This window comes from Ligilactobacillus faecis, assembly GCF_029889745.1.
Taxonomy (GTDB): Bacteria; Bacillota; Bacilli; order Lactobacillales; family Lactobacillaceae; genus Ligilactobacillus; species Ligilactobacillus faecis.
This window is the reverse complement of the sequence record NZ_CP123639.1, coordinates 658707-683671: the sequence shown is the minus strand read 5'-3', so window position 1 is coordinate 683671 and position 24965 is coordinate 658707. Positions and strand designations below refer to the sequence as shown.

At 38.6% G+C, this 24965-nt stretch carries 24 protein-coding genes; 13 read left to right on the top strand and 11 right to left on the bottom strand.

Annotation, left to right across the window (positions count from 1 at the left end):
• Nucleotides 1-165: 165 nt before the first annotated feature.
• The 10 genes from yycF (at nt 166) to QFX10_RS03350 (ending at nt 11833) form a co-directional block, all read left to right on the top strand.
• Nucleotides 166-879 carry a response regulator YycF gene (gene yycF, locus QFX10_RS03395; RefSeq protein WP_280606817.1) on the top strand — a complete coding sequence of 238 codons (714 nt, stop codon included), beginning with the start codon at nt 166-168 and terminating at the stop codon, nt 877-879.
• A gap of 18 nt (nt 880-897) precedes the next feature.
• Nucleotides 898-2763: a cell wall metabolism sensor histidine kinase WalK gene (walK, locus tag QFX10_RS03390; RefSeq protein ID WP_280606816.1), complete on the top strand. Its 1866-nt coding sequence runs from the start codon at nt 898-900 to the stop codon at nt 2761-2763.
• Nucleotides 2753-4099 carry a YycH family regulatory protein gene (locus QFX10_RS03385; RefSeq protein WP_280606815.1) on the top strand — a complete coding sequence of 449 codons (1347 nt, stop codon included), beginning with the start codon at nt 2753-2755 and terminating at the stop codon, nt 4097-4099. Before walK ends, QFX10_RS03385 begins: the two co-directional genes overlap by 11 nt.
• A gap of 3 nt (nt 4100-4102) precedes the next feature.
• Nucleotides 4103-4912, top strand: coding sequence for a two-component system regulatory protein YycI (locus QFX10_RS03380; protein WP_280606814.1), 810 nt, complete (start codon nt 4103-4105; stop codon nt 4910-4912).
• Between the two features lie 136 nt (nt 4913-5048).
• The gene (locus tag QFX10_RS03375; RefSeq protein WP_280605405.1) at nt 5049-6716 is read left to right on the top strand and encodes an IS1182 family transposase; all 1668 of its coding nucleotides are present in this window, start codon (nt 5049-5051) and stop codon (nt 6714-6716) included.
• 89 nt (nt 6717-6805) lie between these two features.
• On the top strand, nt 6806-7624 hold the full coding sequence (locus QFX10_RS03370; protein ID WP_280606813.1) for an MBL fold metallo-hydrolase: 819 nt from the start codon (nt 6806-6808) through the stop codon (nt 7622-7624).
• Nucleotides 7625-7719: 95 nt separating this feature from the next.
• Nucleotides 7720-9030: a S1C family serine protease gene (locus tag QFX10_RS03365; protein WP_280606812.1), complete on the top strand. Its 1311-nt coding sequence runs from the start codon at nt 7720-7722 to the stop codon at nt 9028-9030.
• A gap of 214 nt (nt 9031-9244) precedes the next feature.
• Nucleotides 9245-9724 carry a 23S rRNA (pseudouridine(1915)-N(3))-methyltransferase RlmH gene (rlmH, locus tag QFX10_RS03360; RefSeq protein ID WP_280606811.1) on the top strand — a complete coding sequence of 160 codons (480 nt, stop codon included), beginning with the start codon at nt 9245-9247 and terminating at the stop codon, nt 9722-9724.
• Nucleotides 9725-9960: 236 nt separating this feature from the next.
• Nucleotides 9961-10662: an EAL domain-containing protein gene (locus QFX10_RS03355; RefSeq protein ID WP_280606810.1), complete on the top strand. Its 702-nt coding sequence runs from the start codon at nt 9961-9963 to the stop codon at nt 10660-10662.
• Nucleotides 10663-10762: 100 nt separating this feature from the next.
• On the top strand, nt 10763-11833 hold the full coding sequence (locus QFX10_RS03350; protein ID WP_280606809.1) for a GGDEF domain-containing protein: 1071 nt from the start codon (nt 10763-10765) through the stop codon (nt 11831-11833).
• 54 nt (nt 11834-11887) lie between these two features.
• Here QFX10_RS03350 and QFX10_RS03345 read toward each other — a convergent pair whose 3' ends face one another.
• The 9 genes from QFX10_RS03345 to QFX10_RS03305 all read right to left on the bottom strand — a co-directional run bounded on the left by QFX10_RS03345 (nt 11888) and on the right by QFX10_RS03305 (nt 20161).
• A complete protein-coding gene (locus QFX10_RS03345; protein WP_280606808.1) occupies nt 11888-13420 on the bottom strand; it encodes a TIGR03766 family XrtG-associated glycosyltransferase in 1533 nt (510 codons plus the stop codon).
• Complete coding sequence (locus tag QFX10_RS03340) at nt 13420-13803, bottom strand: 6-carboxytetrahydropterin synthase (protein WP_280606807.1); 384 nt, start codon at nt 13801-13803, stop codon at nt 13420-13422. Before QFX10_RS03340 ends, QFX10_RS03345 begins: the two co-directional genes overlap by 1 nt.
• Nucleotides 13796-15133 (bottom strand): TIGR03111 family XrtG-associated glycosyltransferase, encoded by a 1338-nt coding sequence (locus QFX10_RS03335; RefSeq protein ID WP_280606806.1) that lies wholly within the window; start codon nt 15131-15133, stop codon nt 13796-13798. Before QFX10_RS03335 ends, QFX10_RS03340 begins: the two co-directional genes overlap by 8 nt.
• 130 nt (nt 15134-15263) lie before the next feature.
• Nucleotides 15264-15863 (bottom strand): exosortase family protein XrtG, encoded by a 600-nt coding sequence (gene xrtG, locus QFX10_RS03330; RefSeq protein ID WP_280606805.1) that lies wholly within the window; start codon nt 15861-15863, stop codon nt 15264-15266.
• Nucleotides 15863-16537 carry a Firmicu-CTERM sorting domain-containing protein gene (locus tag QFX10_RS03325; protein WP_280606804.1) on the bottom strand — a complete coding sequence of 225 codons (675 nt, stop codon included), beginning with the start codon at nt 16535-16537 and terminating at the stop codon, nt 15863-15865. The genes xrtG and QFX10_RS03325 overlap by 1 nt, the downstream gene beginning before the upstream one ends.
• A 31-nt stretch (nt 16538-16568) precedes the next feature.
• Entirely contained in the window at nt 16569-17438 is an 870-nt protein-coding gene (locus QFX10_RS03320) for a YitT family protein (RefSeq protein ID WP_280606803.1), read from the bottom strand.
• A 491-nt stretch (nt 17439-17929) separates the two neighbouring features.
• Nucleotides 17930-18403 (bottom strand): universal stress protein, encoded by a 474-nt coding sequence (locus tag QFX10_RS03315; protein ID WP_280606802.1) that lies wholly within the window; start codon nt 18401-18403, stop codon nt 17930-17932.
• 71 nt (nt 18404-18474) lie between these two features.
• On the bottom strand, nt 18475-19356 hold the full coding sequence (locus QFX10_RS03310; RefSeq protein ID WP_280606801.1) for a CPBP family intramembrane glutamic endopeptidase: 882 nt from the start codon (nt 19354-19356) through the stop codon (nt 18475-18477).
• 58 nt (nt 19357-19414) lie between these two features.
• On the bottom strand, nt 19415-20161 hold the full coding sequence (locus QFX10_RS03305) for a deoxynucleoside kinase (RefSeq protein WP_280606800.1): 747 nt from the start codon (nt 20159-20161) through the stop codon (nt 19415-19417).
• A gap of 205 nt (nt 20162-20366) precedes the next feature.
• Between QFX10_RS03305 and QFX10_RS03300 the strand changes: the two genes are divergently transcribed.
• Nucleotides 20367-20843, top strand: a complete 477-nt coding sequence (locus QFX10_RS03300) for a nucleoside 2-deoxyribosyltransferase (protein WP_280606799.1) — start codon at nt 20367-20369, stop codon at nt 20841-20843.
• Between the two features lie 50 nt (nt 20844-20893).
• Here the strand turns inward: QFX10_RS03300 and tnpA are convergent, their stop codons facing one another.
• Nucleotides 20894-21349: an IS200/IS605 family transposase gene (tnpA, locus tag QFX10_RS03295; protein ID WP_280606798.1), complete on the bottom strand. Its 456-nt coding sequence runs from the start codon at nt 21347-21349 to the stop codon at nt 20894-20896.
• A 73-nt stretch (nt 21350-21422) separates the two neighbouring features.
• Here tnpA and QFX10_RS03290 point away from each other — a divergent pair, with 73 nt between their 5' ends.
• Complete coding sequence (locus tag QFX10_RS03290) at nt 21423-22673, top strand: RNA-guided endonuclease InsQ/TnpB family protein (protein WP_280606797.1); 1251 nt, start codon at nt 21423-21425, stop codon at nt 22671-22673.
• 352 nt (nt 22674-23025) lie between these two features.
• Here the strand turns inward: QFX10_RS03290 and QFX10_RS03285 are convergent, their stop codons facing one another.
• Complete coding sequence (locus tag QFX10_RS03285; protein WP_280605492.1) at nt 23026-24333, bottom strand: IS4 family transposase; 1308 nt, start codon at nt 24331-24333, stop codon at nt 23026-23028.
• A gap of 288 nt (nt 24334-24621) precedes the next feature.
• Here QFX10_RS03285 and QFX10_RS03280 point away from each other — a divergent pair, with 288 nt between their 5' ends.
• Nucleotides 24622-24849, top strand: coding sequence for a helix-turn-helix domain-containing protein (locus QFX10_RS03280; RefSeq protein WP_280606796.1), 228 nt, complete (start codon nt 24622-24624; stop codon nt 24847-24849).
• The last annotated feature ends 116 nt before the right edge of the window (nt 24850-24965 follow it).

Genomic DNA, 24965 nt, shown 5'->3' with positions numbered 1-24965 from the left:
AGCGATCACAGATCTTGCTCTGTGGTCGCTGTTTTTTTACCATTAAGCACATATTGGACCAAGAGGACCTTTGAATGTAGTACAATAAGAATGATGTCATGATAGTTTAAACGGTCTCATGGCATGTAAAAAGTAAGAGGATCAGACTAAAGAGGAATTTATATCATGAAAAAGATTTTAGTAGTTGATGATGAAAAGCCGATCTTAGACATCATCAAATTCAATTTAAATAAAGAAGGTTATGAAGTATTTACCGCTGAAGACGGTCAAGAAGCATTGGAAAAAGTTGAAGAAGTCTTACCTGATCTAGTGATCTTAGATCTGATGTTACCTAAGATCGATGGTTTGGAAGTGGCGCGTGAGATCCGCAAAAAATATGAGATGCCGATCATCATGGTCACAGCTAAAGATACTGAATTAGATAAAGTTTTAGGTTTGGAAATGGGGGCTGATGATTATGTTACAAAGCCATTTTCAAATCGTGAATTAGTCGCGCGTGTCAAAGCTAACTTGCGCCGCCAAGCGACAGTTGCTGCAAATACACCAAGCGAAGAAGATGAGAAGAGCAGTGATATCACGATCGGAAATCTAACGATCCACCCTGAAGCTTATGTCGTTTCAAAAGATGGTGAAAATATCGAACTGACTCATCGTGAATTTGAATTGCTATATTATTTAGCAAAACATTTGGGCCAAGTGATGACACGGGAACATTTGCTCCAAACTGTCTGGGGTTATGATTATTTTGGTGATGTGCGCACTGTCGATGTGACTGTCCGGCGTCTACGCGAAAAGATCGAGGATACACCAAGTCGTCCAACTTGGCTTGTGACGCGCCGTGGTGTCGGTTATTATTTGCGTAACCCTGAAGCAGAATAAGGATAAGAAGCGCGGCAGATGAATAAGAAATTACATTTTTTCCAATCGATCCATTTTAAGATCGCACTTGTCTTTGCGCTTTTGTTATTTATCACTTTTCAGATCGTCGGAGCTGTTTTCATCCAACGTTTGAAAAGCGAGAACTTAAAGCAGTTCAAGCAAAATATCGAGATCCCAGCATATGTCAATAATATGCTGGTGACGCAGTTGAATGAAGCTGATACTGCTAAGGCTAACGACAAGATCAAGACGATCTTAGATGATATCAATAATAATAATATCTCCGATATTCAAGTCGTTGATGCTAAAGGGGTGATCCGGGGCGAAAATAATGTCAATAATCGCTCGATGATCGGGCAAAAGGTGACGAACACAAATATCACCCAAGTTTTATATAGTGGTCGGACCTTTACCCAGACGATGTATAACGAACGCGATAATCATCGGTACTATATTTCGATCACCCCGCTTTTCAATGCTTCGGGAAATAATAATACGGTGGTCGGTGCGATCTATGTGCGGGCCAATTTAGAAAACGTGTATGATTCCGTCAATAGTGTGACGGTGATCTTTATTACGGCTGCTTTGATCGCGACTGGGATCGGGCTAGCCCTTGCGATCTTTGTCTCAAGTGCGATCACGCGACCGATCGACGAGATGAAAAAGCAGACGGCTCGGATCGCGCGGGGAGACTATTCAGGACAAGTCCACGTTTATGGTCAAGATGAGTTAGGACAGTTAGCTCAAGCAGTCAATAATCTCTCAGCCCGCGTCGAAGAAGCTCAAGAGGCGACCGAGTCAGAACGGCGCCGCTTAGACCTGATCTTAGCCCATATGTCAGATGGGGTGATCGCGACCGATCGAGGTGGTAAGATCACGATCATAAATGAAATGGCATGTGAAGCGTTAGAAGTTTCGGCGACTGAAGTTACTGGACGTTCGATCTTAGATGTCTTGAATATTCGTGATCAGTATTCGATCCGTGAATTACTCGAAAGTCAAGATGAGATCATCTTAGAAGATCTAGATACGATGCGTGATCAGATCTTGAATGCTAATTTTTCGTTGATCCAACGGCGTTCAGGTTTTATCATCGGGATCGTTTGTGTTTTACATGATATTACTGAACAGCAAAAGATCGACCGTGAACGCCGGCAATTTGTTTCGAACGTGTCACATGAGTTGCGGACGCCCTTGACGAGTATGCGCAGCTACATCGAAGCGTTGAATGAAGGGGCTTGGCAAGATCCTGAGATCGCACCAGCCTTTTTGAAAGTAACTCAAGAAGAAACTGACCGAATGATCCGCATGATCAACGATCTTTTGAGCCTTTCACGGATGGATCTGGGTAAAGTTGAACTAGAACTTGAACTAGTCAATTTGAATGAACTTTTCAATTATATTTTAGATCGCTTTGATATGATGCTTGAAAAAGACAGTAATGATACGCGAGAAGTAACTAAAAATTATACGATCAAGCGTGATTTTACAGATAAAGATCTTTGGGTCGAAGTAGATACTGATAAGATCATTCAAGTCGTTGATAATATTATGAATAATGCGATCAAGTACTCACCAGATGGTGGAGTGATCACTTGTCGGCTTTTGGAGACACATAACCATGTGATCATGAGCATCACTGATCAAGGATTAGGGATTCCTAAAAAAGAGCTTGCACATATCTTTGAGCGTTTTTATCGCGTTGATAAGGCGCGTTCACGTGCACAAGGAGGGACTGGACTTGGTCTTGCGATCTCAAAAGAAGTGATCGAGATGCATCGTGGTCGGATCTGGGTCGACAGTACCGAAGGCAAGGGGTCGACATTTTATATCTCATTGCCATACGAAGAATATGGGGAAGGAGATCTCTGGGATGAAGAGTAGATTTAGTGGCTGGTTTGTTCATATTTTATTGATCATCGTCGTTTTGATCAGTGTTATTTTTACGGCTTTGATCTGGATCACCCCCAGTTATTTGCAGCGCTTGACTGGAGTGACGACAGCTAAACGCGAACGAATCGTAGACGATAGTACGACAGCAGATAAAGTTAAATTGGCTGATATCTATCGTCCTGTTTCAGTCGGACTAAATGAAAGAAACAAAACGATGCAGTTGATGAGCAACCAAGTCGATGTCGTAGCAACAACGTTAGAAGCTCTTGCTAAAGTACGCTTTTCAAATATTGAGGATCCACGATCACTTAGTAAGCAAGAATACTTGAACTATTTGAAAAAAGACCAGCTCTTGCTTTTGAACTATGGTGATAAAACGTCTTTTGGAGCGATCAAAAGTTTATTAACTGAAACCCCAAAAGACAAGACATATACGTTTGAGCATATCGCCCTTGATCTGAAAGGAAAGCAGGTCTATTTTTTAAATGATGACCAGACGGAAGTTTATACTGCTAAATTAGGTAAGGGTGATCTGACGCAAGTCGAAAAACTCAAAACTAACGAAAATATCAAGCGAGTCCCAGTCACTTATCGTTATAAAAATGATGATCTTTTACAATACTATGATGAAGCGCTCAGTGTCCCACGTTATAGCTATTTGTATAACCGGGAAAATATCGGTATGTATGTGACACGTTTGTTAGGAACTGAAAAAAGTAACCCAGCTTCACTGACAACGCGGGAACAAGGTGAACAAACAACATATACAGATGATTCAGGGCAAAAATTGAGTGTCAACAATAAGACTGGATTGATCACATATACAGATTATTTGACTGATGATACGGCACGACAAAATTGGACTTGGAACAGTTATTTGACCAATGCTTTTAGCGACCTAGAACAGTTAGGCGCTAATTTGAATGACGTAAAATATTCTGAATTTGATGAGCAAGAGAAAAATGTCATCTATCGGAGCTATATCGATGGTTTTCCAGTGATTTCCGATCGTGATTTTGGAACTTACCAGATCCAAAATCGTGTGCGCAACAAGAAGATCGTTTTTTCACAATGCAGTCTGCAAGTTCCGGTGCCGGCTGCAGGCAAAGCAGTTACGTTACCAGCTACAAAAGATGTCGTTAAAGAACTCGAAGCTTCGCAACAAGTTGAGGTCCCAAAGATCAGTGGGATCCAGATCGGATATAGCGTTTCGCAAAATAGTACAGCTTCGTTAGTGATCGATCTGACCCCAACTTATTTTGTTAAATATAATAATGTCTGGATCAACTATGAAGATCTGATCAACGGTAAAAAGGTGGAGGGGTAAGAAATGAATTTTAAACGGATCGAATGGATCTTTGTCATTGCTTTTATCGCTTTAGATATCTTTTTATTGAGTGTTTATATTACTCAAAATGATACGATCGATCAACGAACGACTTCATTTTCAAGTAATGCATCGGTTTCAGTTTTAAAAGGGATCAAAAATGATCAGATCAATTATGGTAAACTTTCAGATAAAGCACGTTTTGGTTACTATGTCTCAAGTTCAAATTCTAATATTTTACGGGATAAAGCCGAAGAGTTGCGCTATAGTTGGGAATATTCAAATCGCAGGTTGACGGTCGATTTTACAAGTGGGGTCAAAGTCGCTGATCCTGAAAAGCCTAATGCAACGATCGATGAATTATTAAGTGATTCACAAGTTGTTTTATTTGGGAAAGAATATACTTATAATCAAGCCTTATCAACTAAAAATGTTGTTGTCTACACCCAAACGATCTATGGTGAACCAGTTTTTTCAAGTGATGGGCAACTCCGCTTTAGCCTAAAAAATGGCTATATTACGGGTTATTCCCAAGGTTATATGGATGATATCAAGATCTTACGGGAAAGAAAAGAAACGATCAGTCAACAACGAGCGTTGATCTGGTTATATCAATATAATAAGTTACCCTCTAACTCACAAGTTTTATGGTGCCATATGGGATATACGCGTTTATTAGCTGTCAATAATAGTATGGTCTATACGCCAACTTGGAACTTTTGTATCAAAAATAACACGACTGGCAATATCCAATACCGACGGATCAATGCTTTCAACGGTAATGTGATGGATGAAACGATCAGTGTTAAATAGCAGAAGGGGGCTGGGAAAAAACTCAGTTCTAATAAAGAAAGAGGCTCACGTCGAATTTTTTCAACGTGAGCCTTTTCATATGATCGATCTCTTGCTAATATTAAGTTGTCCAAAAATAATAAAGGAGAGACCTACCATGTATAAAAATTATAACACATCTGAATTAGAATTGGATATCACTTATTCAATGAAATTACCTGCTGATCATATTGCTGTTTTGATCAGTCATTTTGTTGATTCGATCCCCCAAGATATTCTTTTAGAGGACACTTCACATACCGGTCGTCCAGCTTTTCATCCAGCTATGCTTTTAAAAATGACTTTATTTGCTTACCATGAATCCGTCTTTTCTGGTAGAAAGATCGCTAAATTGAATCAATACTATCTTCCAATGATGTGGTTAAGCGGAAATACTTCTGTTAGTTATAAGACTATCAATAACTTCCGGTCAAGTGATCATGCTAAAGAAATCATCGAAAAAGCCTTTGTGCTGTTTACCTTGCTTCTATCTAAAAATGGTATGTTAGATGCCGATGAAGCTTTATTTATTGATGGTACTAAATTAGAAGCTGATGCTAATCGCTATAGTTTTACCTGGAAAAATGCTTCTGATAAGTTTGAAAAGTCGCTTGATGAAAGAGTAGCTAAGACCTATGACGAGCTGATCCAACACCAAGTTGATATCGCTATTTCAAAAGATATGCTGGGGTCCAGTGATGCGATAAAGGAGCTTATTAAGGGGACCGATCTTAAATTAGATGCGATTGAAGAAGATATCGCTACTGAACCTAAAGTCATAAAAGGTGGTTCAAAAAATAAGCGAGCTCGTCGAAGACTAAAAAGCATCAAACGCAAACTCCAAACTGATCTTCTGCCAAGAAAAGAAAGATACGAACGTAATAGGAAGATCTTTCAGGGACGAAATAGCTTCTCAAAAACAGATAATGACGCTACTTTTATGCGTTTAAAGGAAGATCATATGAAAAATGGGCAACTAAAGCCTGCTTACAATTTACAGATCGCGACTAGCGGTCGCTTTGTCCTACATTATGATATATTTCCTAACCCAACGGACACACGGACATTAGTGCCATTTTTAAAATCTTTTACTAACTTAGAACTATTCAAATATATAGTGGCGGACGCTGGATATGGGAATGAAGCTAACTATCAGGCTGTTACTGATATGTTTGAAAAAATTCCCTTGATGCCCTATCCAATGTATCAAAAAGAACAGAGTCGCAAATACAAAAAAGATCCACGCAATATCAAAAATTGGACATATCATGCAGAAGATGATTATTATACAGATCCTGACGGTGTAGTATTTAAGTTTCAAAGATACAGTTCAAGTGTGGACAAATATGGATTCAAAAGAAACTTTAAAGTTTACGTAGCTGATGTTTTCCAGGCCACTAAAGAACTTGAAAACTTAGCTAAGACACCTAAGGGCTATCAGCGAACTAAAGCCATAAATTATAACTGGGAATTTTTTAAAAATAGTGCCGCAGAAGACCTTTCAAGTGAAAAGGGTTCAAAGATCTACGCGAGAAGACGTACAGATGTTGAAACCATTTTCGGAGATATGAAGGGTAATTTTGGCGTACGCCGAGTACATGTTAGAGGAGAGAAAGCAGTTCGAAATGAGATCGGACTGATACTTTTGACGATCAATATATCAAAATTATGGCACCTATTCAAAGAAATAGGGGGAGGATTTTTGAAAAAACGATCCGAAAACAAGCATAAAAGAAAAATACCTGATCAAATTTCTCAAAAACGAGATTTGATCAGGTATTTTTAGTTCAGGCTAGTAGTTTTTTCCCAGCCCCTTTTGTTTAGTTTCAAAAAGTGCTATATTAATAATAGCGATTTTTAGAAAGGAAATCTTAGATGGGACAAGAGCAAACAAAATCTGATGGCTTAAAAGTCAGTGTGTTAGCTAGTGGAAGTAGTGGAAATGCGACTTATATCGAAACGCCACACCAAAAGATCTTAGTTGACGCAGGATTGTCTGGCAAAAAGATCGAAGCTTTGATGAATTCGATCGGTAAAACGGTAGCGGATGTTGATAAGATCTTAGTGACACATGAACACGGCGATCATAGTTTAGGTGTGGGTGTTTTAGCGCGGCGGTATGGTCTAGATGTTTATGCTAATGAAGCTACTTGGGAAGCTTTAACGCCTAAGATCGGTAAGTTAAGACCAGAACAAAAGCATGTTTTCGCCCGCGACAGTGAAAAAGTTTTTGCTGATCTAGAAGTCCAGAGTTTTGGCGTATCACATGATGCGGCTGATCCACAATTTTATCTTGTTCAACACGCTAATAAGACTTTTGCGATCGTGACGGATGTGGGTTATGTCTCTGAAAAGATCGCTGGGATCGTGAAAAATGCTGACGGTTATTTATTTGAATGTAATCATGATACTGAGATGTTACGTGCAGGGAGTTATCCATGGTCTTTGAAGCAACGGATCTTAGGCGATCGGGGACATCTCTCAAATGAAGACAGTGCAGAAGCTTTAGTGCAGATCTTAGGTGCACGGACAAAGCGGATATACTTAGGACATTTGAGTCAAGAAAATAACGTTAAGCAGTTAGCGCATTTGACAGTAGCTAACTACTTGAAAGAACACGACTTAGGTGTTGATCACGATTTCCTTCTCTGTGATACTGATCCTAGTCAAGCGACAGCGTTAAGTGTCTTTTAAATTTAAAAATAATTTAAAGTTAATTAGGATTATGGATATTTTAGGTAAAAAAGAGCTATTATAATAGCTATATATCGACTTAAGAGGTGAACTTGATGAGTAAAGATGAAAAATTTGATGGTGAATTCAAAGCAAATGACAGTATGCAAGCACCACAAAGAAAAGCACCTAAAAATGGTCTAGGTAAGATCGTTTTAGTAGGACTCGTTTCAGGGCTTGTCGGTGGTGGCCTAGCTGTTGGTGGTTATAATTATTATCAAGACCATGCGTCTTCACAGTTAGCTAGCAATTCACAAGGTGTGACCTCGACAAGTAACGTTAAAGTCAACGTTAGTACTCAAACGACAACAGCTTTTAATAAAGTCAAAGATGCTGTTGTTTCGGTCGAAGCCTACTCAGAGCAACAATCCAGCTCTTCTTTAGAAGAATTATTTGGTCAAAGCAGTAGTTCGAGCCAAAGTCAGACTGCGACAAGTGAAGGCTCAGGTGTGATCTATAAAAAGAGTGGGAATACTGCATATGTTGTTACAAATAACCACGTGATCTCTGGTGCAAATAAAGTTGAAGTCTTATTGAGCAACGGAAAGAAACTTTCAGCAACAGTCGTAGGGCATGATGCTGTTACAGACTTAGCTGTCTTAAAGATCAGTGCAAACGATGTTAAACAAGTTGCAAGTTTTGGCAATTCAGATGATATCAAAGTAGGGGAGACGGCGCTTGCGATCGGTTCGCCACTAGGTTCTGAATATGCTACTTCTTTGACGCAAGGGATCATTTCTGCTAAAAGCCGGACGATCGATGTAACGAATAGTAATGGTGTCACGACTGGGCAAGCAACTGTTATCCAAACTGACGCAGCGATCAATCCAGGGAACTCTGGGGGAGCGTTAGTCAACCTTGCGGGGCAAGTTATCGGGATCAACTCGATGAAACTTTCTAGTTCTGGTTCAAGCTCAGCGACTGTTGAAGGGATGGGCTTTGCGATCCCAAGTAATGAAGTCGTTTCGGTGATCAATGAATTAGTTAAAAATGGGAAGATCAAGCGACCGGCTTTAGGGATCTCGTTAGTTGACCTTGATTATATTTCTGAAAGTGCACGCAAGAGCACTTTGAAATTACCAACAGATGTTACAAGTGGTGTCGTTGTGATGAAGATCGAAGATAACTCCCCGCTAAAAGATAGTGGGATCGCCAAATATGATGTGATCACCTCGATCGGGGGGACTAAAGTCACTGATCTAGCAACTTTACGCCAAGCTCTTTACAAACATAGCATCGGGGATACAGTTGAAGTCGGCTACTATCACGAAGGAAAAGAACAAAAGACAAAAGTTAAATTGACACTTGAAGCTGATGATTCGAATACAACAACTTCATCAAATGAGAATTCAGATCAAGGTGAATAGATGAGCTAAAAAAGAGTAAGAGTGCTGTTAAGGACTCTTACTCTTTTTTATTGACGTGACTTTTTAACTTGTGCATAATAATACATATTTGAAGTCAATAAAATTCTCCCCATAAATATGGGGGATATCTGAAGAATAAGTTCAATATCTTGTGGTCCACTCTGTGGAAATGTGGATAACTTTGTGGATAACTTGTGGAAAAAGGAGAAAAAAGATGAATATTAAGATCGTTTGTGTGGGAAAACTCAAAGAAAAGTATTTAAAGCAAGGGATCGCAGAATACGCGAAGCGCCTCAGTAAATTTTGTAAATTTGAGATCATTGAAGTTCCTGATGAAAAAGCTCCAGAAAAGCTAAGTCCCGCTGAAATGGAAGGCGTCAAAGTCAAAGAAGGTGAGCGGATCTTGCATAAGATCAAAGATAAAGAGTATGTTTATGCATTAGCTATCGAGGGAAAGGAACGCTCTTCAGAAGAATTTTCCAAAGAACTCACGCAGCTGATGACGTACGGTCATAGTGATCTGACTTTTGTGATCGGAGGTTCGTTAGGTTTGAGTCCAGCTGTTTTAAAAAGAGCTCAAACTAAGATCTCATTTGGACGTTTTACGCTTCCACATCAGTTGATGCGCCTAGTTTTAACAGAGCAGATCTATCGTGCATTTATGATCGAACAAGGAAGTCCATATCATAAGTGACTAAAACGAGTAACTTTTTAGTTAAAAATTTTTCATATTATATAAGAGTGATCTGAGAAGACGATCTTATTTCAAATAAAAAATGCTATGGCCAAAAGCTTCGTAGTAGACGTATAGCCAGTACTCTTTCGAGAGCTGTTCGGGTCAAATTTATCAAAGATCATGCCACCTGCTTCTTTGTATTTATAAAATGTCTTGTTATAATTAAGAAGTAATTTAAGGATGTGTTGTAGATTATGAGAATTTTTGAACAGATAAGTATGGAATTGCGGGATCTTACATGTATTTTGCAACCGATCGTCTTTTTTCCACAAGACGGTACTAAAAAAGTGGTCAGTTATGAGCTTTTGATCCGTTCAAAAAAAACAGGACGTTTACCAAGGCAGTTACTCGAACTTGTTTTGAATGATGAGCTGGCAAATAAACTTTTTTTAAACTGGCAAGAAGCTGAATTGAAAAGACGATTACAAGCCGATCCAAACTTAAAGATCTGTTTGAATCTAGCGCCACAACAATTGTGTTTTACAGCTACGTGGAAATTCTTAAATCGACTCAAATCATTACGAAAACAACTTATTTTAGAGATCACTGAAGAACCGATCTTTTTAAATTCAGCAACGATCACCCGTTTTTTAAAAGGTTTTGAAAGTCTCGGCTATGTAATGGTCTTAGATGATGTCGGAACAGGGATAAATCGTTACGGGATGATCGAACATTATAGCATGAGCCAAAATTTATTAGCGCTCAAACTTTCACTGCTCAAGTTAGCCCCCCTTTCAGAAGCAACTAAACTGAAGGTCATTCAGAAGTATCGCGCTTATTGTGAAAAAAAGGAGCTGATGTTAGTCATCGAAGGTGTTGAAGATGATCAGCTCGTTCAAACTTTAAAAGAGTTACGTTGCCTTCAGCAAGGAAACTTTTGGCCGATAGTAACATAAATGTTTTGCACTATTTTTAATCTGAATGTATTTCTACTACAATGTAGAGCGTATCTATATTTTTGATAGTAGGTGAGCATTGGTGTACGAATTTCTTATTATGACAATTGTTTTACCAACGATCATCGCAAGTATTTTTTTAGGGAAATTGGCTTTCCACGATTTTTTGCTTAAATATGAGCTTGGGTGGGTGGCGTATCCAGTATCGGCCGCTGTATATTTGATCCAAGAGTATTTTATTTTAAAATTCTCCCTTTCAACCTTGGGATATGTTTATTTTCAATATATGATCGCGATGACCGTTTTTTTTATGGGAAGAAAATACTTTGGAACGACTTTACTGGCGCTAACGCCTCTGACGATCGTGATATTTTTGTATGCTGAACAATTGATCAAATTTAATGTTATCGCTAATTTTGTGTTAGAAACGTTTATTTTATTTATTCTATGCTATGTAACAAAGGCTTTGACCAGAAGTTACTTAGGCTTTGCGCTTACTTTTATCACATTGACGCTACTAGCGCCTGTGATCGAATGGAGCCTTTATGGTTTAGAGACTGAGATCGATTTTTCAACTTTAGCATGGTTAGGCCTAGGGACCTTTACGTTGCTCTTATTTGATAATCTTTACCATCAATACATGCGCTCACAGGAAAATAAATATGCTCAGATCGAATATAGTAGTACGCATGATGGTTTGACTGATCTGTTGAATTACACTGCTTTTCATGAGCATCTCGAACAACAAAAACATTTTCCCACGATCTGTGCGCTTGATCTTGACCATTTTAAACAAATAAATGATACTTATGGTCATTTAGAGGGGAACGAAGCTTTGCGCTATTTCGCTAATTTTTTACGTGAAAATTGTCGGAGGTATTTTGGACAAAGTTGTAAAGTTTACCGTTTTGGTGGCGAAGAATTTTGTGTTTTGATCGAAGAAGAAGTTCTTCAAACGTGTTGGGAGTTCTTTAACGAACTTGAGACTAAATTACAACAAACGCCGTTTATAACTGAAGATAAACAAGCGATCAAATTGAGTTTTTCATGTGGGATCGCTCATGCGACGGCGACACATGCTGTGCAAGAAGCTTTACATCAAGCTGATATGGCACTGTATAACGCTAAAAAACAAGGGCGTGGTCGGATCTGTTTAGCTACTGCTTTGTAAAAAACTAAAGACCTCACTTAAGTTAGTTTGACTTTAACTTAAGTGAGGTCTTTGTCATTTTATCCAGGCAAAAGATCTATTTAAAATTTGCCAAGTATTAGTGAGTGAAAGCGAACCTAGGAGCAAGAAGAGGGGAAGGAATTGGATCAAGTACCGCGACCGCCCACCTTCAAAAATAAGTAGATAGATAAAGCCGCCAAGGATCGCTAATTTTAACATGACGATCAAAGGCGTAGGAGCTTTGAAATTACGTCCAAGCGTAATGATCAGCAGTAAGAATAACCAAAAGCTTTGTGCCAAATAACGAAAATCGCCTAAGTAACGACCTTTAGGATAAACAAATTGCTGAAAGAAGCCATGGGGCCTTTTGGTAGCCGCTTGCCCTTTGATAAAATGGCCTTCGAGCAACCAACTAAAAGTTCCGTCGGCAGTGTTACGTTGCTGTTTGAAAAATAAAAAGCGTAAATAACCAAAGAAACCTTTTTTATGTAGCTGTTGTTTGATGATCTTTTTCGAATAAGTAACACGAGCTTTTCTGTCAGGTAATTTGGCCATCTCCAAAGCTTGTTTTGGATCGTAACCACCAGTTCCAGTCATCCCCATACTGATAAAATGGATCGGGGGGATCGTTTTATCGGGATAAAGCGCAATGTAAGTCTGCTGTTTGAGCGCATGATCTGTGTAGGAACAACTAAGGCCAGTTCCTAAAATAACTAGACTAAGACAAGCCAAAAAAAGTTTTAGGTGAGCTGGTCTTTTAGCCACTGCAAATAAAAGTTCACTAAGGACCATAGCAATGAGGGGGATCACAGCTGAAGGCTTGATAAAGTAGAGCGGAGCGACTGTTACGCCTAAGCAAACTGCAAAAAAGAGCCGTCCTGTTTTTAAAGAACTATGGAAAGTCAAAATATAGCACAAGATCACTAAAGAGACTAGCGGTAAGACCCAAATATCGGAATAAGCAACGACTGACATCGGGAAAACAAAAAGCCAGAGTGCTTGAATGTATAAAATAGCTGGTAACTTTGTCCGATCATAGACCCAAACTGAAAGGAGATTTAACCAAGCGCTACAAAAAGTCAAGAAGACAGAACAACTGGCAAAGAAAAACCATGAATGCGTGCCAAAGATCTGACTTAACTTATGCATGATCAGGAGCAAAAAAAGATTATTTGTATTTGAACTAAAATAGCCGATCAATTCACGGTCAGTTGGATCTATTACGGCACTGTGCAAAGCCGTGACGTCAAAACCAAATGCTGGATGAACAGCAAATAAAAAGGCGAGTTGCCATAAAAGCGCTAAAATAAAGAGTCCACTTGAGCAGAGCAGGGCATGCGTAATAAAGAGGCGCTGCAATAAAGTTCGAAATTTAGAACTAGCCCAACAACCCCAGAAAAGACCGAGGAGACACCCTAAAAAAAGTAAGGTGATGTGAGTCGTTTTCGCGCCAAGTGTTTGTGGAGTCTGAGTCTCCCCTAAAGTAAAATTAGGTGAAACTAATGCAAAATACGTCGTTAAAAAGATAAAAATAGTGAAGATCCAATTGATACTAGTTTTAGTTTTAGCAAAAAGCTTCAAACGCATTATTCGCGATCCTTTCTCGTGATCACACAACTTCTTGTTGGTGATTCAGAAACTTCTAAAGTTGCCAATTGGCAAGATAATTCGTTTAAAGAACGATCAAATTCATTAAATAGATGATCGGTAAAATTTTCTAAAGTTGGATTGAGCTTGTCAAATGGTGGGATCGAATTCAACTCTTGTTGTGAAAAAGGCTCTAAAATACGTAGGAGCCGTTCTTCGATCGCAGTAAAACGGTAAGCAGGAAAAGCGTCTTGCTTGAAAGTTGAGATCTGAGCGATGATCTCCCAAGTATGGATATGTGTTTGTCCAGTACTGTCTTCCCAGCGGATCGCATGTCCTGCGTTTAAATAATTTGTGATCTTAAAAAAATATTTTTTATTCATGTTGATCCTTCCTTTGAGCTAAATGTTTAAGATCTTTTTTGACGATAGTGGTCACTTGTGACCATTCACTTGAAAATTCTTGAGCGCGCCACTTAGCTGGGAAAGTGATCGAATTGATGATCCCAAGCAAGCGGATCAAAGCACAAAGTAGATTATAAAAAGGGATCGTCAAACAACACCAGGCTTTGTGGCGGAGATATGTTTTTTCTTTTGGAAAATCGCGCAAAAAATGGAGGGCGATCAAGAGATTCAAAAACTCGTTAAAAATATATAACAAGTATAATAAGCCTAGTGAGCATGCTAAAAGCAATGGCGAATAGCCTAGGTAGACTAAGACGAATAACCCAAAGACCCAAATGATCCGACAAAAAATAAAGGTGTGGTCGATCATCATCTTACGGATCATAAAATTGCTGAAAAAAGTTTTTAGATCAGCATTTTCTTGCATGAATGCTTGGGCCGTCTCGATCTGGCCCCGTTGCCACCGTTGCCGTTGTAAATAAAGGGCGGCTAAGCTTTCAACTGGTTCAGCGTAAAAGATCGCATTTGGACAGAGGACGATCTTTCCTTTGAGCTTGGTTCGGATCTGAAAGGTGATCTCAGTATCTTCGCCAACTGTTTGTGGATTATATAAAAAAGTTTGAAAGAGCGTTTCTTTGCGAAAAGCTGAAAAAGCCCCTGAAAGAGTGAACAGCTGATTTTTAGCACTTTCGATCTGCCGACCAGTTAGAAAAGCGCGTGTATATTCAAAATATTCATTAGCCTGTAAAAAACGCAATTTCCAGCTCTTAGTTTGTTTGATCAATTCTTTATTGATCAAGATCGTCCCCGTCAAAGCTAAGATCTGGGCATCATTTTCAAACCGGGTAACGATATTTAAAAGCGCATTTTTTTCAAGAAAACCATCGCTGTCGATATTTAAAATGTATTTTCCGCGTGCATTGTAGATCGCAGCGTTCAAGGCCCGCGCTTTGCCAGGATCAGTCTCGAGCCACTGAAGATTCAAACGATTGAAATCATGACGCGCTCGCTCAAAGACCGCAAAACTTTGATCAGTGCTGTGATTATTAGCTACGATGATCTGCATCGAGCTATTTGGATAAGTCGAATCGTTGAGCGAAGCTAGACACTTATATAACGTTTTTTCAGAATTATAGACGGGGATGATCACTGTGATATAAGGAAAGTAGGTCAATGGCTCTGGAGGAGGAGCTATTTTTTTAAAGAAACGCAATCGCAAAAAATAGCTACAAGTAGGTAAAAATTCAAAAAGTATCGGGATCAAGAGCCAAGCTAACCAAAAGCCTAACCGGGAAAAGATCAAAGCCATCAGAGAAATCTACTATATCGATGTGGCGTCAAAAAGCGACGAAAAAGAAATATAGTTTATCCTTTCTAAATAATTTTACAGACCTAAAAAAACTGTCTGACCCACATTTAACTTTTTGTACGACAGTTTTTTAAGCTAGTGTTGCCCCAGGCTCGAGGCGTTGGAGATATTTTTGTACGATATGCGAACGGGTAAAGACGTTATAGTATAAAGTAATGATCAAAACGTAGAAAAATAAACGTCCTAAGATCGAGTGTACAAAATAAAACCAAGTGCTACCACCCATTTGGAGCACCCCTACGATCAATAAGATCCTAAAGAAGTTAGCAAAGTAAATATAAGCTATTCCAGTCAAAGCTAAAAATGAACGCTCTTTTCTTGTATAGAGGGGATAAAACATGATCAGACCAAAGAAGGCAGTCGTTTCGATCACGCCAGAGCATTCAAAATCAAGGTAAACGTAAAGTGTCTCTAAAGGACGCTTTAAAATGAGCAAATTATCGTTTACAGTTGAAAAAAGACCTGTAAAGAGTCCGATCGGTCTTAAACTACGACAAAGAACCGCTGAAAACAGCCAAACTAAGTAATCTTGAAAAAGAAAGATACATGTCGCAAAAAGTCCGATACTACCAACGATAAAATAAAAGCCGGCGAGTTTAGCGCGTTTTAAGACTGAGAGTGCATAGATCCATAAACTAAAGCAGATCCAAAAGATCGTCGTATATAACATCAACCGAGCCACCTAACTTTAGTAGAACGCTTTTTATAATAAACAAAACTAGTGGCAAAGAGTGCACCAAGTGCTGCTAGAAGATAGGGACTTGTACTAGCTCCAGTAACGACAAGTTCTTGATCACCCAGGTTATAATTTTTGATCGTGATCTTTTGATCGACTAAGCTATCGACTTCAAAATCGCGCAATGGAAGTTTGACTTCGGCGATATCGTTGTGACTCAAGTCAGTTTTTTCACGTGTCACATAACCTTTAGAAGTAGCAGAAAGTTTATTGACACGACCGTTTTCTTCATAAATATAAACTTTGAATTCTTTTGAGCTTCCTGGAGCTAAGTTATTGCTGTCAAAATATTGACCGTCGACTGATTTAAAGTCTAAAAAATAATGCCGCTCACCGATCCAAAGTTGATAGCCAGCAGGTTGCAAAGTACTATAACCGTTGCCACGGTAAGGTGACATGTTGATGTAAAGATCAAGATCTTTGTCGTCTGCTAAGAGTGCCATCTGTTTGATGTTGTAAGTATCATAAGAAAAAGAGATGTCTGTTTTAGGAACATCATTCCAATCATCAAATTTACCATCGATCGTGATCTTTTGATCAGCTTTGACAACAGGGCTAAAACACAAGAATGTGAATAAACATGTGGAAAATAACAAAAATTTTTTCATGACTACTAAACCTTTCTAACTTGCTCGAACGTTAAGCGTCAAAGACGCGTTGATAGTTTCCTAATTCGGCGTTTGCGCTTTGCGTACTGATAAAGGCATCGGGATCGACTGCCTGGATCAAATGTTTTAAGTAATTTAACTGGCTTTTTTGCGCAACGATAATGATCACATCGGTCGGTTCACCGGTATAGACTCCCGTTCCTTGGACAAGTGTTGCTCCGTGAACGAATTTTTTTAAACTATCAGTGATCTGAGCTGATTTTTTAGTAAAAATCAAAATATTGACGTCTTTTTGTAAAATAAAGAAATGATCCATCAAATAACTTGTCACGAGCATCCCGATCAAACTATAAACTGTCCGTCCTAGATCAAAGAAAAGGGCCGTGATGATCAAGATCAAGCTGTTGATCAGATTATTGACGAAGCCGACTTTTTTGTGATAGCGCAATTGGATAAAGTTAACGATGATATCTGTTCCCCCAGTCGAAAAACCGTTATTGAAACAAAAACCAACGCCGATCCCGACAAGGGCCGCGCCGATCAAAGTATTAGTCAGTGGATCTTTGACGATCACAGCTTCTGGGATAAGCTGGATAAAGCTGATACTTGAGATGACTGCTAGAAGCGAATATGTAATATACCTTAAGCCAAAAGCATGCCAAGCAAAGATAAACAACGGGATATTCAAAAGAAACATCAAAAGGCTCAAAGTGAGGTGGATCCCTGTTGCCGCTAAGATCGCTTGTAAGAGTTGGGCGATCCCAGTTACGCCGATCGAATACGATTGTGCGTTATTCAAAAAGAGATTGACGGCGATCGCAGAAAGTAGCCCGTAAGTTACGGCTAAGAAGCAGTTTTTGACATGCTTTTGTTTAGTGAACATAACTAAAGCTTTTAACATAGCTTATCCCTCATTTCTATAAAAAAGTATAAAACGCCAAGAATAACAACATTATACACCTATTAGGTGATGTACTTTTTGGGTAAAAATTAAAAAAAGTTCATTTTATCAAGTTTAAAATGATCTGTTTAACTGCGTTTTCTTATACAAGTGAAAGATCTTGCCAAGTTTATGGTGATATATAAAAGTTTTTTAATACTTAAGTTATAATAAAATGGGGATATCATTAAATGAATGACCAAAAAATTTTATTGAAGCGCTAAAAAAGCAGCTGATATTGTCAAGCAAACGAGTACCGCAAATACTCAAAAAACTAAGACAGATCAGCTGCAGTAGAGGAAAGTGTCTCAAAACTGCGCAGTAAAATTGCTTTACCGCGCAGCATCAAGGATATAAGTGACACTAACGGAGCTTATGATACCACACTCATATTCAAGGCGCAACGCCGTTTTAGCTAAAAAAAGAGCCCTTTTACGAGCTCTTAGAAAAAACTATTTGAGGTCAGCCTCTGTCGTGCGGGCAACGAGAACGTCACAATTTGCTACGCGGGTAACGTGAGCAGCGACTGAACCAGTAACGATCCGGTGTAAGATATTTTTGCCAGTCGAACCAACAATGATCAAATCAGACTGATATTCTTCAGGAAAGTCTTCTGCGATCACGAGTTTAGGGTTTCCAAAACGAATATGAACATTGATCTGTTCTGGTCTGAAGTCATACTTTTTGATCAGATCATTACGTAGTTCGAGCAGATATTGTTCATTTTCTTGTTCGATGCGGTAGATCTGTTCACCGTCTAAGGCGATCCCAGCGCCACCGTATTCAAGTGAGTTGAGATCTAAAACACGGAGGATATCTAAATGAGCATCATTACGTTTTGCAACTTCGACCGCTGTTTTCAAGGCGGCGTTTGCCCCGTTAGAACCATCGACTGCAACTAGGATCTGTCTATAAGTAACTGTCATAACCTTTCACCCTGCCTTTAATGATTTATTTTTATCATAACGCTTAACTTTGTTGAACTGCAAGCAATAAGCTAGTTTAAGGTGAGAAACATCAAGCCAAACGTTGTCACTAAAATCAGACAAAACGGCAAATTGAAAGTTGCTTGGCGCCAAACTTTTTTTGAAAAAGGTGCCCTTTGATAAAAGTATTTGATCTTTGTGCGGTAGTGATATAAGAAATAAAGTGCGATCAAAACGAAGCTAAAGTGCGTTATCTCGAGCAATGGCCCGCTGATCTGGGGAAAATGTTGCAAGCAAAGATCAAATATCTCTCCGAGGACTAGATTATTGAAAATATGTAAGAAAATAGCATATTTCAAGCCGTAAATAGCCGTTATATAGCCAAGGACGATCCCTAGGACAAAAGCAAAAGGCGTTTGCACGATGTTGGCATGGTAAAGTCCAAAGAGCAGTGCGGAAAAAAAGATAGCAAAATTTTTACCGCACTTTAAAAAACTCTGGTAAAGAAAACCGCGAAAGAGCAATTCTTCGCATAAAGGTGCAAGACAGATCGTATAAAAAAACATCGACCAAGTTGTACTACTACCACTAGCAGCTTCGATCTGTTCAGTGGCGCTGTGGCCAATAAAGTTTAGTAGCCCTTCGACCAGCCCATCACTGAAAGAAAAGAGCGTTTGACATAAAAAAAGACAGCTGATCATATAAAGAAGCATCTTTTTGGAAGGGCGTTGTACTTCAAAGGTAGTTTTGAGTTGGTTTAATAAATTTCTTGAGCTTGCAAGATAGAGCGTAAAAAGAATGACGATGACAGCCAAAAAATAAGGCCAGCCACTATTTTCAGACAAGGTAGGTATTGCCAATTGAGCGAGGCTTAAAACGACTAGAAAGAGCAGGGAACATGACAAATAGATCCAAAGTGGATAAGTGAACGGACGTTTTGTGTGTAGTGGCATAAAGATACCTCACTTTCGAAAAAAATAAAGTTAGGTCTAAGTCGACCTAACTTTATTTTTAACCGATCTCTTTGAGTAATTCAACGTGTTTTTCTTTCAAACGAGCTAATTGTTGTGCATCAAGGTTGTTTAATTCAAAAAGTTTGTCTTCGATCTGTTCTAAAACAGCAACACGATCAGTTACATTTGAGACAAAATCATATTTATCGCCATCGATCACGAGTAATGGTGAAGAATCGTATTCTGCCATCCAAATGTCATAGTGACGTAAGAGACGTTGATAGTATTCAACTAAAGAAGGATCGCGTTCGACTAATTCATATTCACGGCCCCGTTTCTCGATCCGCTTGATCATCGTATCATAAGAAACTTTGATCGTGATCATCAGATCGGGAGATTTTTTATGTGAAGCAAAGGGGAGCTCTTCCATCATATTCGCAAGTAAGCTCTTATAGATATCATATTCAACATCTGTTGCATTACCCATTTCAGTGTTCATCTTCATGAAGATCTCATCTTCATAGATCGAACGGTCAAGAATATTATTGTCTTCTTGCATCGCAGCTTTGATCATTGCAAAGCGTCGATTCAAAAAGAAAGTTTGAAGAAGATAAGCATAGGGGTTAGTAGCGTCTTTGTCGCCAGCAGCCCGTTTTTTGGCTGCGATCTCATTACCTTTATAAAAGATCGGCAAGACGGGATTATCTTTAACTGGTTCATAGTATGCTTTAGTGCCTAATTCTTGGGCTAAGATCTCTGTTAAACTCGACTTACCTGAGCCGATGATTCCTGATAGTGTGATCAAAATGATTGAAGCATCCTTTCTCTAAAAATCGTTAACTATTATAATTACCTCTAACCATCATACTCGGAAATCAGTAAAAAATAAAGCGTATCTTGTGTATTTTTTTAAAGACCCACAACATCTTGTGGGTAGATATCACTTGCTGAAAAAATACGAATAATTTATACTTGAAGTATAATAATGTTAACTTTTAGAGGAGAACTTGATGAAATCAGTATATTTAGCATCACCATTTTTTAGTCCAGCACAAAAAGAGCGGATCGCCCAAGTTAAAGCAGCTTTAGAAAAAAATCCGACGATCGATGAAAAAGCGATCTTTGTCCCACATGAAAATGAATATACAAAAGCTGAATTTGGAAGCTTAGAATGGCAAAAAGCAGCTTTTCAACTAGACACATCTCAGATCGATGCAAGCGATGTGGTCGTTGCGATCGTTGATTACAAGTTAGAAGAAACAAAAGAAAACGAACCAGACTCAGGAACAGCTTTTGAGATCGGTTATGCTTATGCAACACGGACGCCTGTGATCGTGATCCAATTTGACAGTGAAAAAGAAGTCAATTTGATGATCGCTCAAGGTCTGACAGCTTACTTTGATGTTACAAAAGAAGGACTTAAAGCATTAGAAGCTTATGACTTTGATCTTTTGATGCCTAAATATTGTCCTCGTCCAGTTATTTAATGACGCCTAGCCGGAAATTCCGTGACTTTAGTCATGGGATGGATAGGCCACTATTGAGCCTCTTTATGGGGCTTTTTGTTTGTTTCTGTATATTTTTGGTCATTGATATATTTCTCGACAACTTCTTTGCTCATATTGCCCAATGTACTCATATAGTAACTTGGCGACCAAAGATGACCGCCCCAATATTGGCTACGTCGTATTTCTGGATGATTTTGTAAAAAAATATAGGCACTACGTCCTTTGAGCGCCTTAATGGCACTAGCCGGCGCTTTGCTTGGCGGAAAACTGATCAGCATATGAATGTGATCCGGCATGACTTCCATCTTTTCGATTACGATGTCATTGTTATCTGCAACTTGCTGCAAGATAGCTTTCATTTCGTTAGATAAGGCCTCGGTTGTAAAAGTCTGATTGCGATATTTAGTTACCCAGATCAAATGGTAATGGAAATTATAGATATAACGACGAGTATAAATGGCCTCTTTGATTTTTTCTTTAGTCATAATATGGTCTCCTTTGTTAATATATTGACATCATGATATAATGTTATTATATCAATAAGGGAGGTGAAATCCAATGAAGTCAATGGCAAAAATGAAATATCATTATGGCCTAAAAATGCGCTGCTATCCTAGTGACCAACAAAAGCAGTTGATTAAAATCAACAGTGACGCTAGTCGCTTTATCTATAACGAAATGGTTGCGATCAATAAGGAACTGATGCAGCTTCGCAGAGTTAAGCTACCGATTGACATAGTTAGGGATCGTATTAAGCAACTAACTATGCGCCAAAACGCTAAGCAAATGTCTAATCACTATCAATTCTTAGAAGATAAACGAATTGATAGTTTGACGAAAGCTAATGCCATTCAGAACTATCGGAAAGCTTGGAATGCTTTTCGGAAGGTTCACACCGCTGGTGTTCCTAAGTTTCATCGAAAGAATTATCGCTGGCGTTATCAAACCAATTGTCAATACCCAGGGCAAAAGACTGCGTTGCTAACTAACGGTACAATCTGTTTTCTAGATAATAGCCATGTCAAAGTCCCTAAAATCGGACTGTTACGTGTTGCCGGTTCGCAAGCACGGCTTTTGAAAAGAATATGCGAGACTAGAATTGGTACTGTGACGTTGACTAAAGATTCAGCGGATCGCTTCTTCTTATCAATGCAGTTAGCTTCAGATGAATCTTTTGTTAAAGTGGCCAAAGCTACTCATGGGCATGTTGGAGTTGATCTTAATACTGATAACTTCTTAACCGACAGTGAAGGTAACATAGTTCCTAATCCACGATATTATCGCACTATTAAAGGTAAATTAGCCAAAGAACAGCGCATTTTATCTAGACGGCAACAACGTGCAAAAAAAGAACATCGTTCTTTACGCGATAGTAAAAATTACCAAAAGCAACGCTTGCTAGTTGCCAAACTCCATGCCAAAGTAATGAACCAAAGACATAATTTTCTCCAACAAATCTCTACTGCATTAATCAAGAACCACGATTTAGTAGTAGCCGAAGAGTTGCGTAGCAAGAATATGCTTAAAAATCATGCTTTAGCACTTAGTATTTCTGACGTTGGTTGGCGAACATTTCTTGGCATGTTGGCTTATAAAGCAAAGCTTTATGGGCGTCAATTTATCACAATCAATCCAAGAAACACTACCCAAACATGTTGCGATTGTGGCTTTGTGATGGGCACTAATGGGACGGACAAACTAACGCTAGATGACCGAAAATGGACTTGTCCTAACTGTGGTATTCACCATATTCGTGACTGGAACGCAGCTAAAAATATTCTTGATAAGGGAATAGCTAAACTAGCTTAGCTTATCTTATCTGTCCCTATGGCAACCTGGGGACATAAAAGGCGTTGGTAATTAGACGACCGCTGTTTGATTACAATTTCGGTTGGTCAAATAAGTTGTCCCTATCTACGCAAATTGTGGTTCGAAATCTGTAAGGATTTTCGGCTCACAAGCCACTGACTTTAGTCAGTGGTGGTTGACGAAAAATATCTATGAAAACACCGCTAGTCAGCAATGTCATTAAGTTAAGCCTACAGTACTAAAGATTAGATATTGAAAAAGAGATCAGAAACATATTTTGTAGTTATCTGATCTCTTTTTATCACGACAAATAAGCTGATAGTTAATCAAATTTTTTTATCAGCACGTTCTTTTATGTTATTCTGTAGTTGAATCCTGATGCTTTTCTTCTGCTGGATGATCTTTTATAATGCCGACCATTCCTGATTGGAAGAATATTTTTAGAAATATAGGATTCTAACCGTTTTGGTGGGGATTTTCCTCTAATAAAAGATCTACACAGTCTCACAGCGACTGTAAAATTAACTTTATATTGATATGATCGAGCCTTTTCTTGGAGTGATACATGATCTATGATCATTTGGGTGAAATTGTACACTATAAGTTTAGCGTAGATCTCTTGAAGGATCCCCACTATTTTTTTAGCGTGAAAGTTCAATAATCCCAAGGTATGTTTCAATGTCCTGAATGCTGTTTCTATCCCCCAACGTAAATGGTAAAGCTTTTTTAGTTTCCAAGCTGGATATGAACTTTGATTTAGATTAGTTACTACAGTCACATCCTTGTCTTCGGATACAGAAAAACGTACTATTCTAAATTCAAGTGAATAAAATTCAGTTGGGTCAGCTTTCTTGGTTTTTTGTGATAAAAAATCGAAGGTCACATTGGCCGGTATAAATCTATAAGAATTACGTTCTCTAAATAATTCCTTAGTTTCTCTAGTTTGTTTACGTGTTAATTTTAGTGTGAAATGTTTATCGAATTGGCGTTCATCTGGAAGTGCTATTCCACTGATCACGCCATTGTTGTTTCGTACTCTGATCAAGAAAGACCAACCTTTTTCTTGGATGTGCGCTAAGGTATTATAAGATTCATATCCTCTATCGCCAATAATGAGCGCCTTAGGGATTTTAGAACGAGCGATCATTTTATTCAAGGCATTGCGCTCATTATCCATACCTTTTTGGACGATCACATCTGTATAAATTTGTTTGTCTAAGTCAAAGAGTGCGTTAAGGTGAAGTAAATTATAAGCTTTGCGACCATTTGGAGATGGAAAATAAGAGCTTTTATCAGTTGGATCAGTTGGGATATGAATACTAGAGCCATCGATAGCTAGGATCCTGATTTGACTTTGAGTGTTTTGTGATAATCGATCGGAAAACAGATGGAAGAATTTTTTAAACGCCTCAGCTTTTACTTTATATCTTTGTTGTGTAAAAGCTGAAACAGTGAGTTCCGGTATACCTCCTGTTAGTTGTGATAATTCACTTAGAATAGTCCCGCCACCCATTGATAGAATATAAAGTAGCGTGTCTTTAAAAACAAGTTTTCTCTGACGTATAAAATCACGTTTGGGATCGACAACATATTTTTCTTTTTCTTGGTCGATCGAGTCAAGGGTAGTTAAAAATAACTTTTTCAGTTGTGCTATATTCATAATGCTCACCTCCGTACATTAATAATCTCTATTAACGTCATAGATGTCAAAAAAGAGAGCTTGTATCAAATTTCTAAATTGAAATTTGATACAAGCTCTCTTAACTTAATGACATTGCGCTAGTCAGTGGTGTTTTTTTTACATAAAAAAGAGTATGAAATAATTTTAAAAATTATTTCACATTTTTGGTATTTTACACTTGTAAAACTCCACAGATGTGATATACTATATTTGTGAGGATGATCAATGATGATCTTCTCCTAAAAATCGAAATGGCAGGTGACCTTCGTGGAGATCGACATCAAAGGGTACTTACGTGAAAAAGAACTCACGATCTATGAAGTATCCAAGAGGTCGGGTTATGGATATACGACCCTGCATAAATCGTTCAATAAGCAACAGACCCGTGCGACTTCTCTGAATCTCCGTGATCTTGATGCTTTAGCTAAAGCACAGCACGTGACGATGTGGCAAGTGTTGCAAGAGTTAGAGGAGAATTATCTGACTTGGAAGTGACTAAGTCGATGATGGCAAACGGTTTATGACAAAAAAGCTCTAGTTAAGTACGATATGTGCTAGGTGAACTTGGGCTTTTTGATGTGTGAGTCTTATTGGTTGCAAATTCAAAAAAT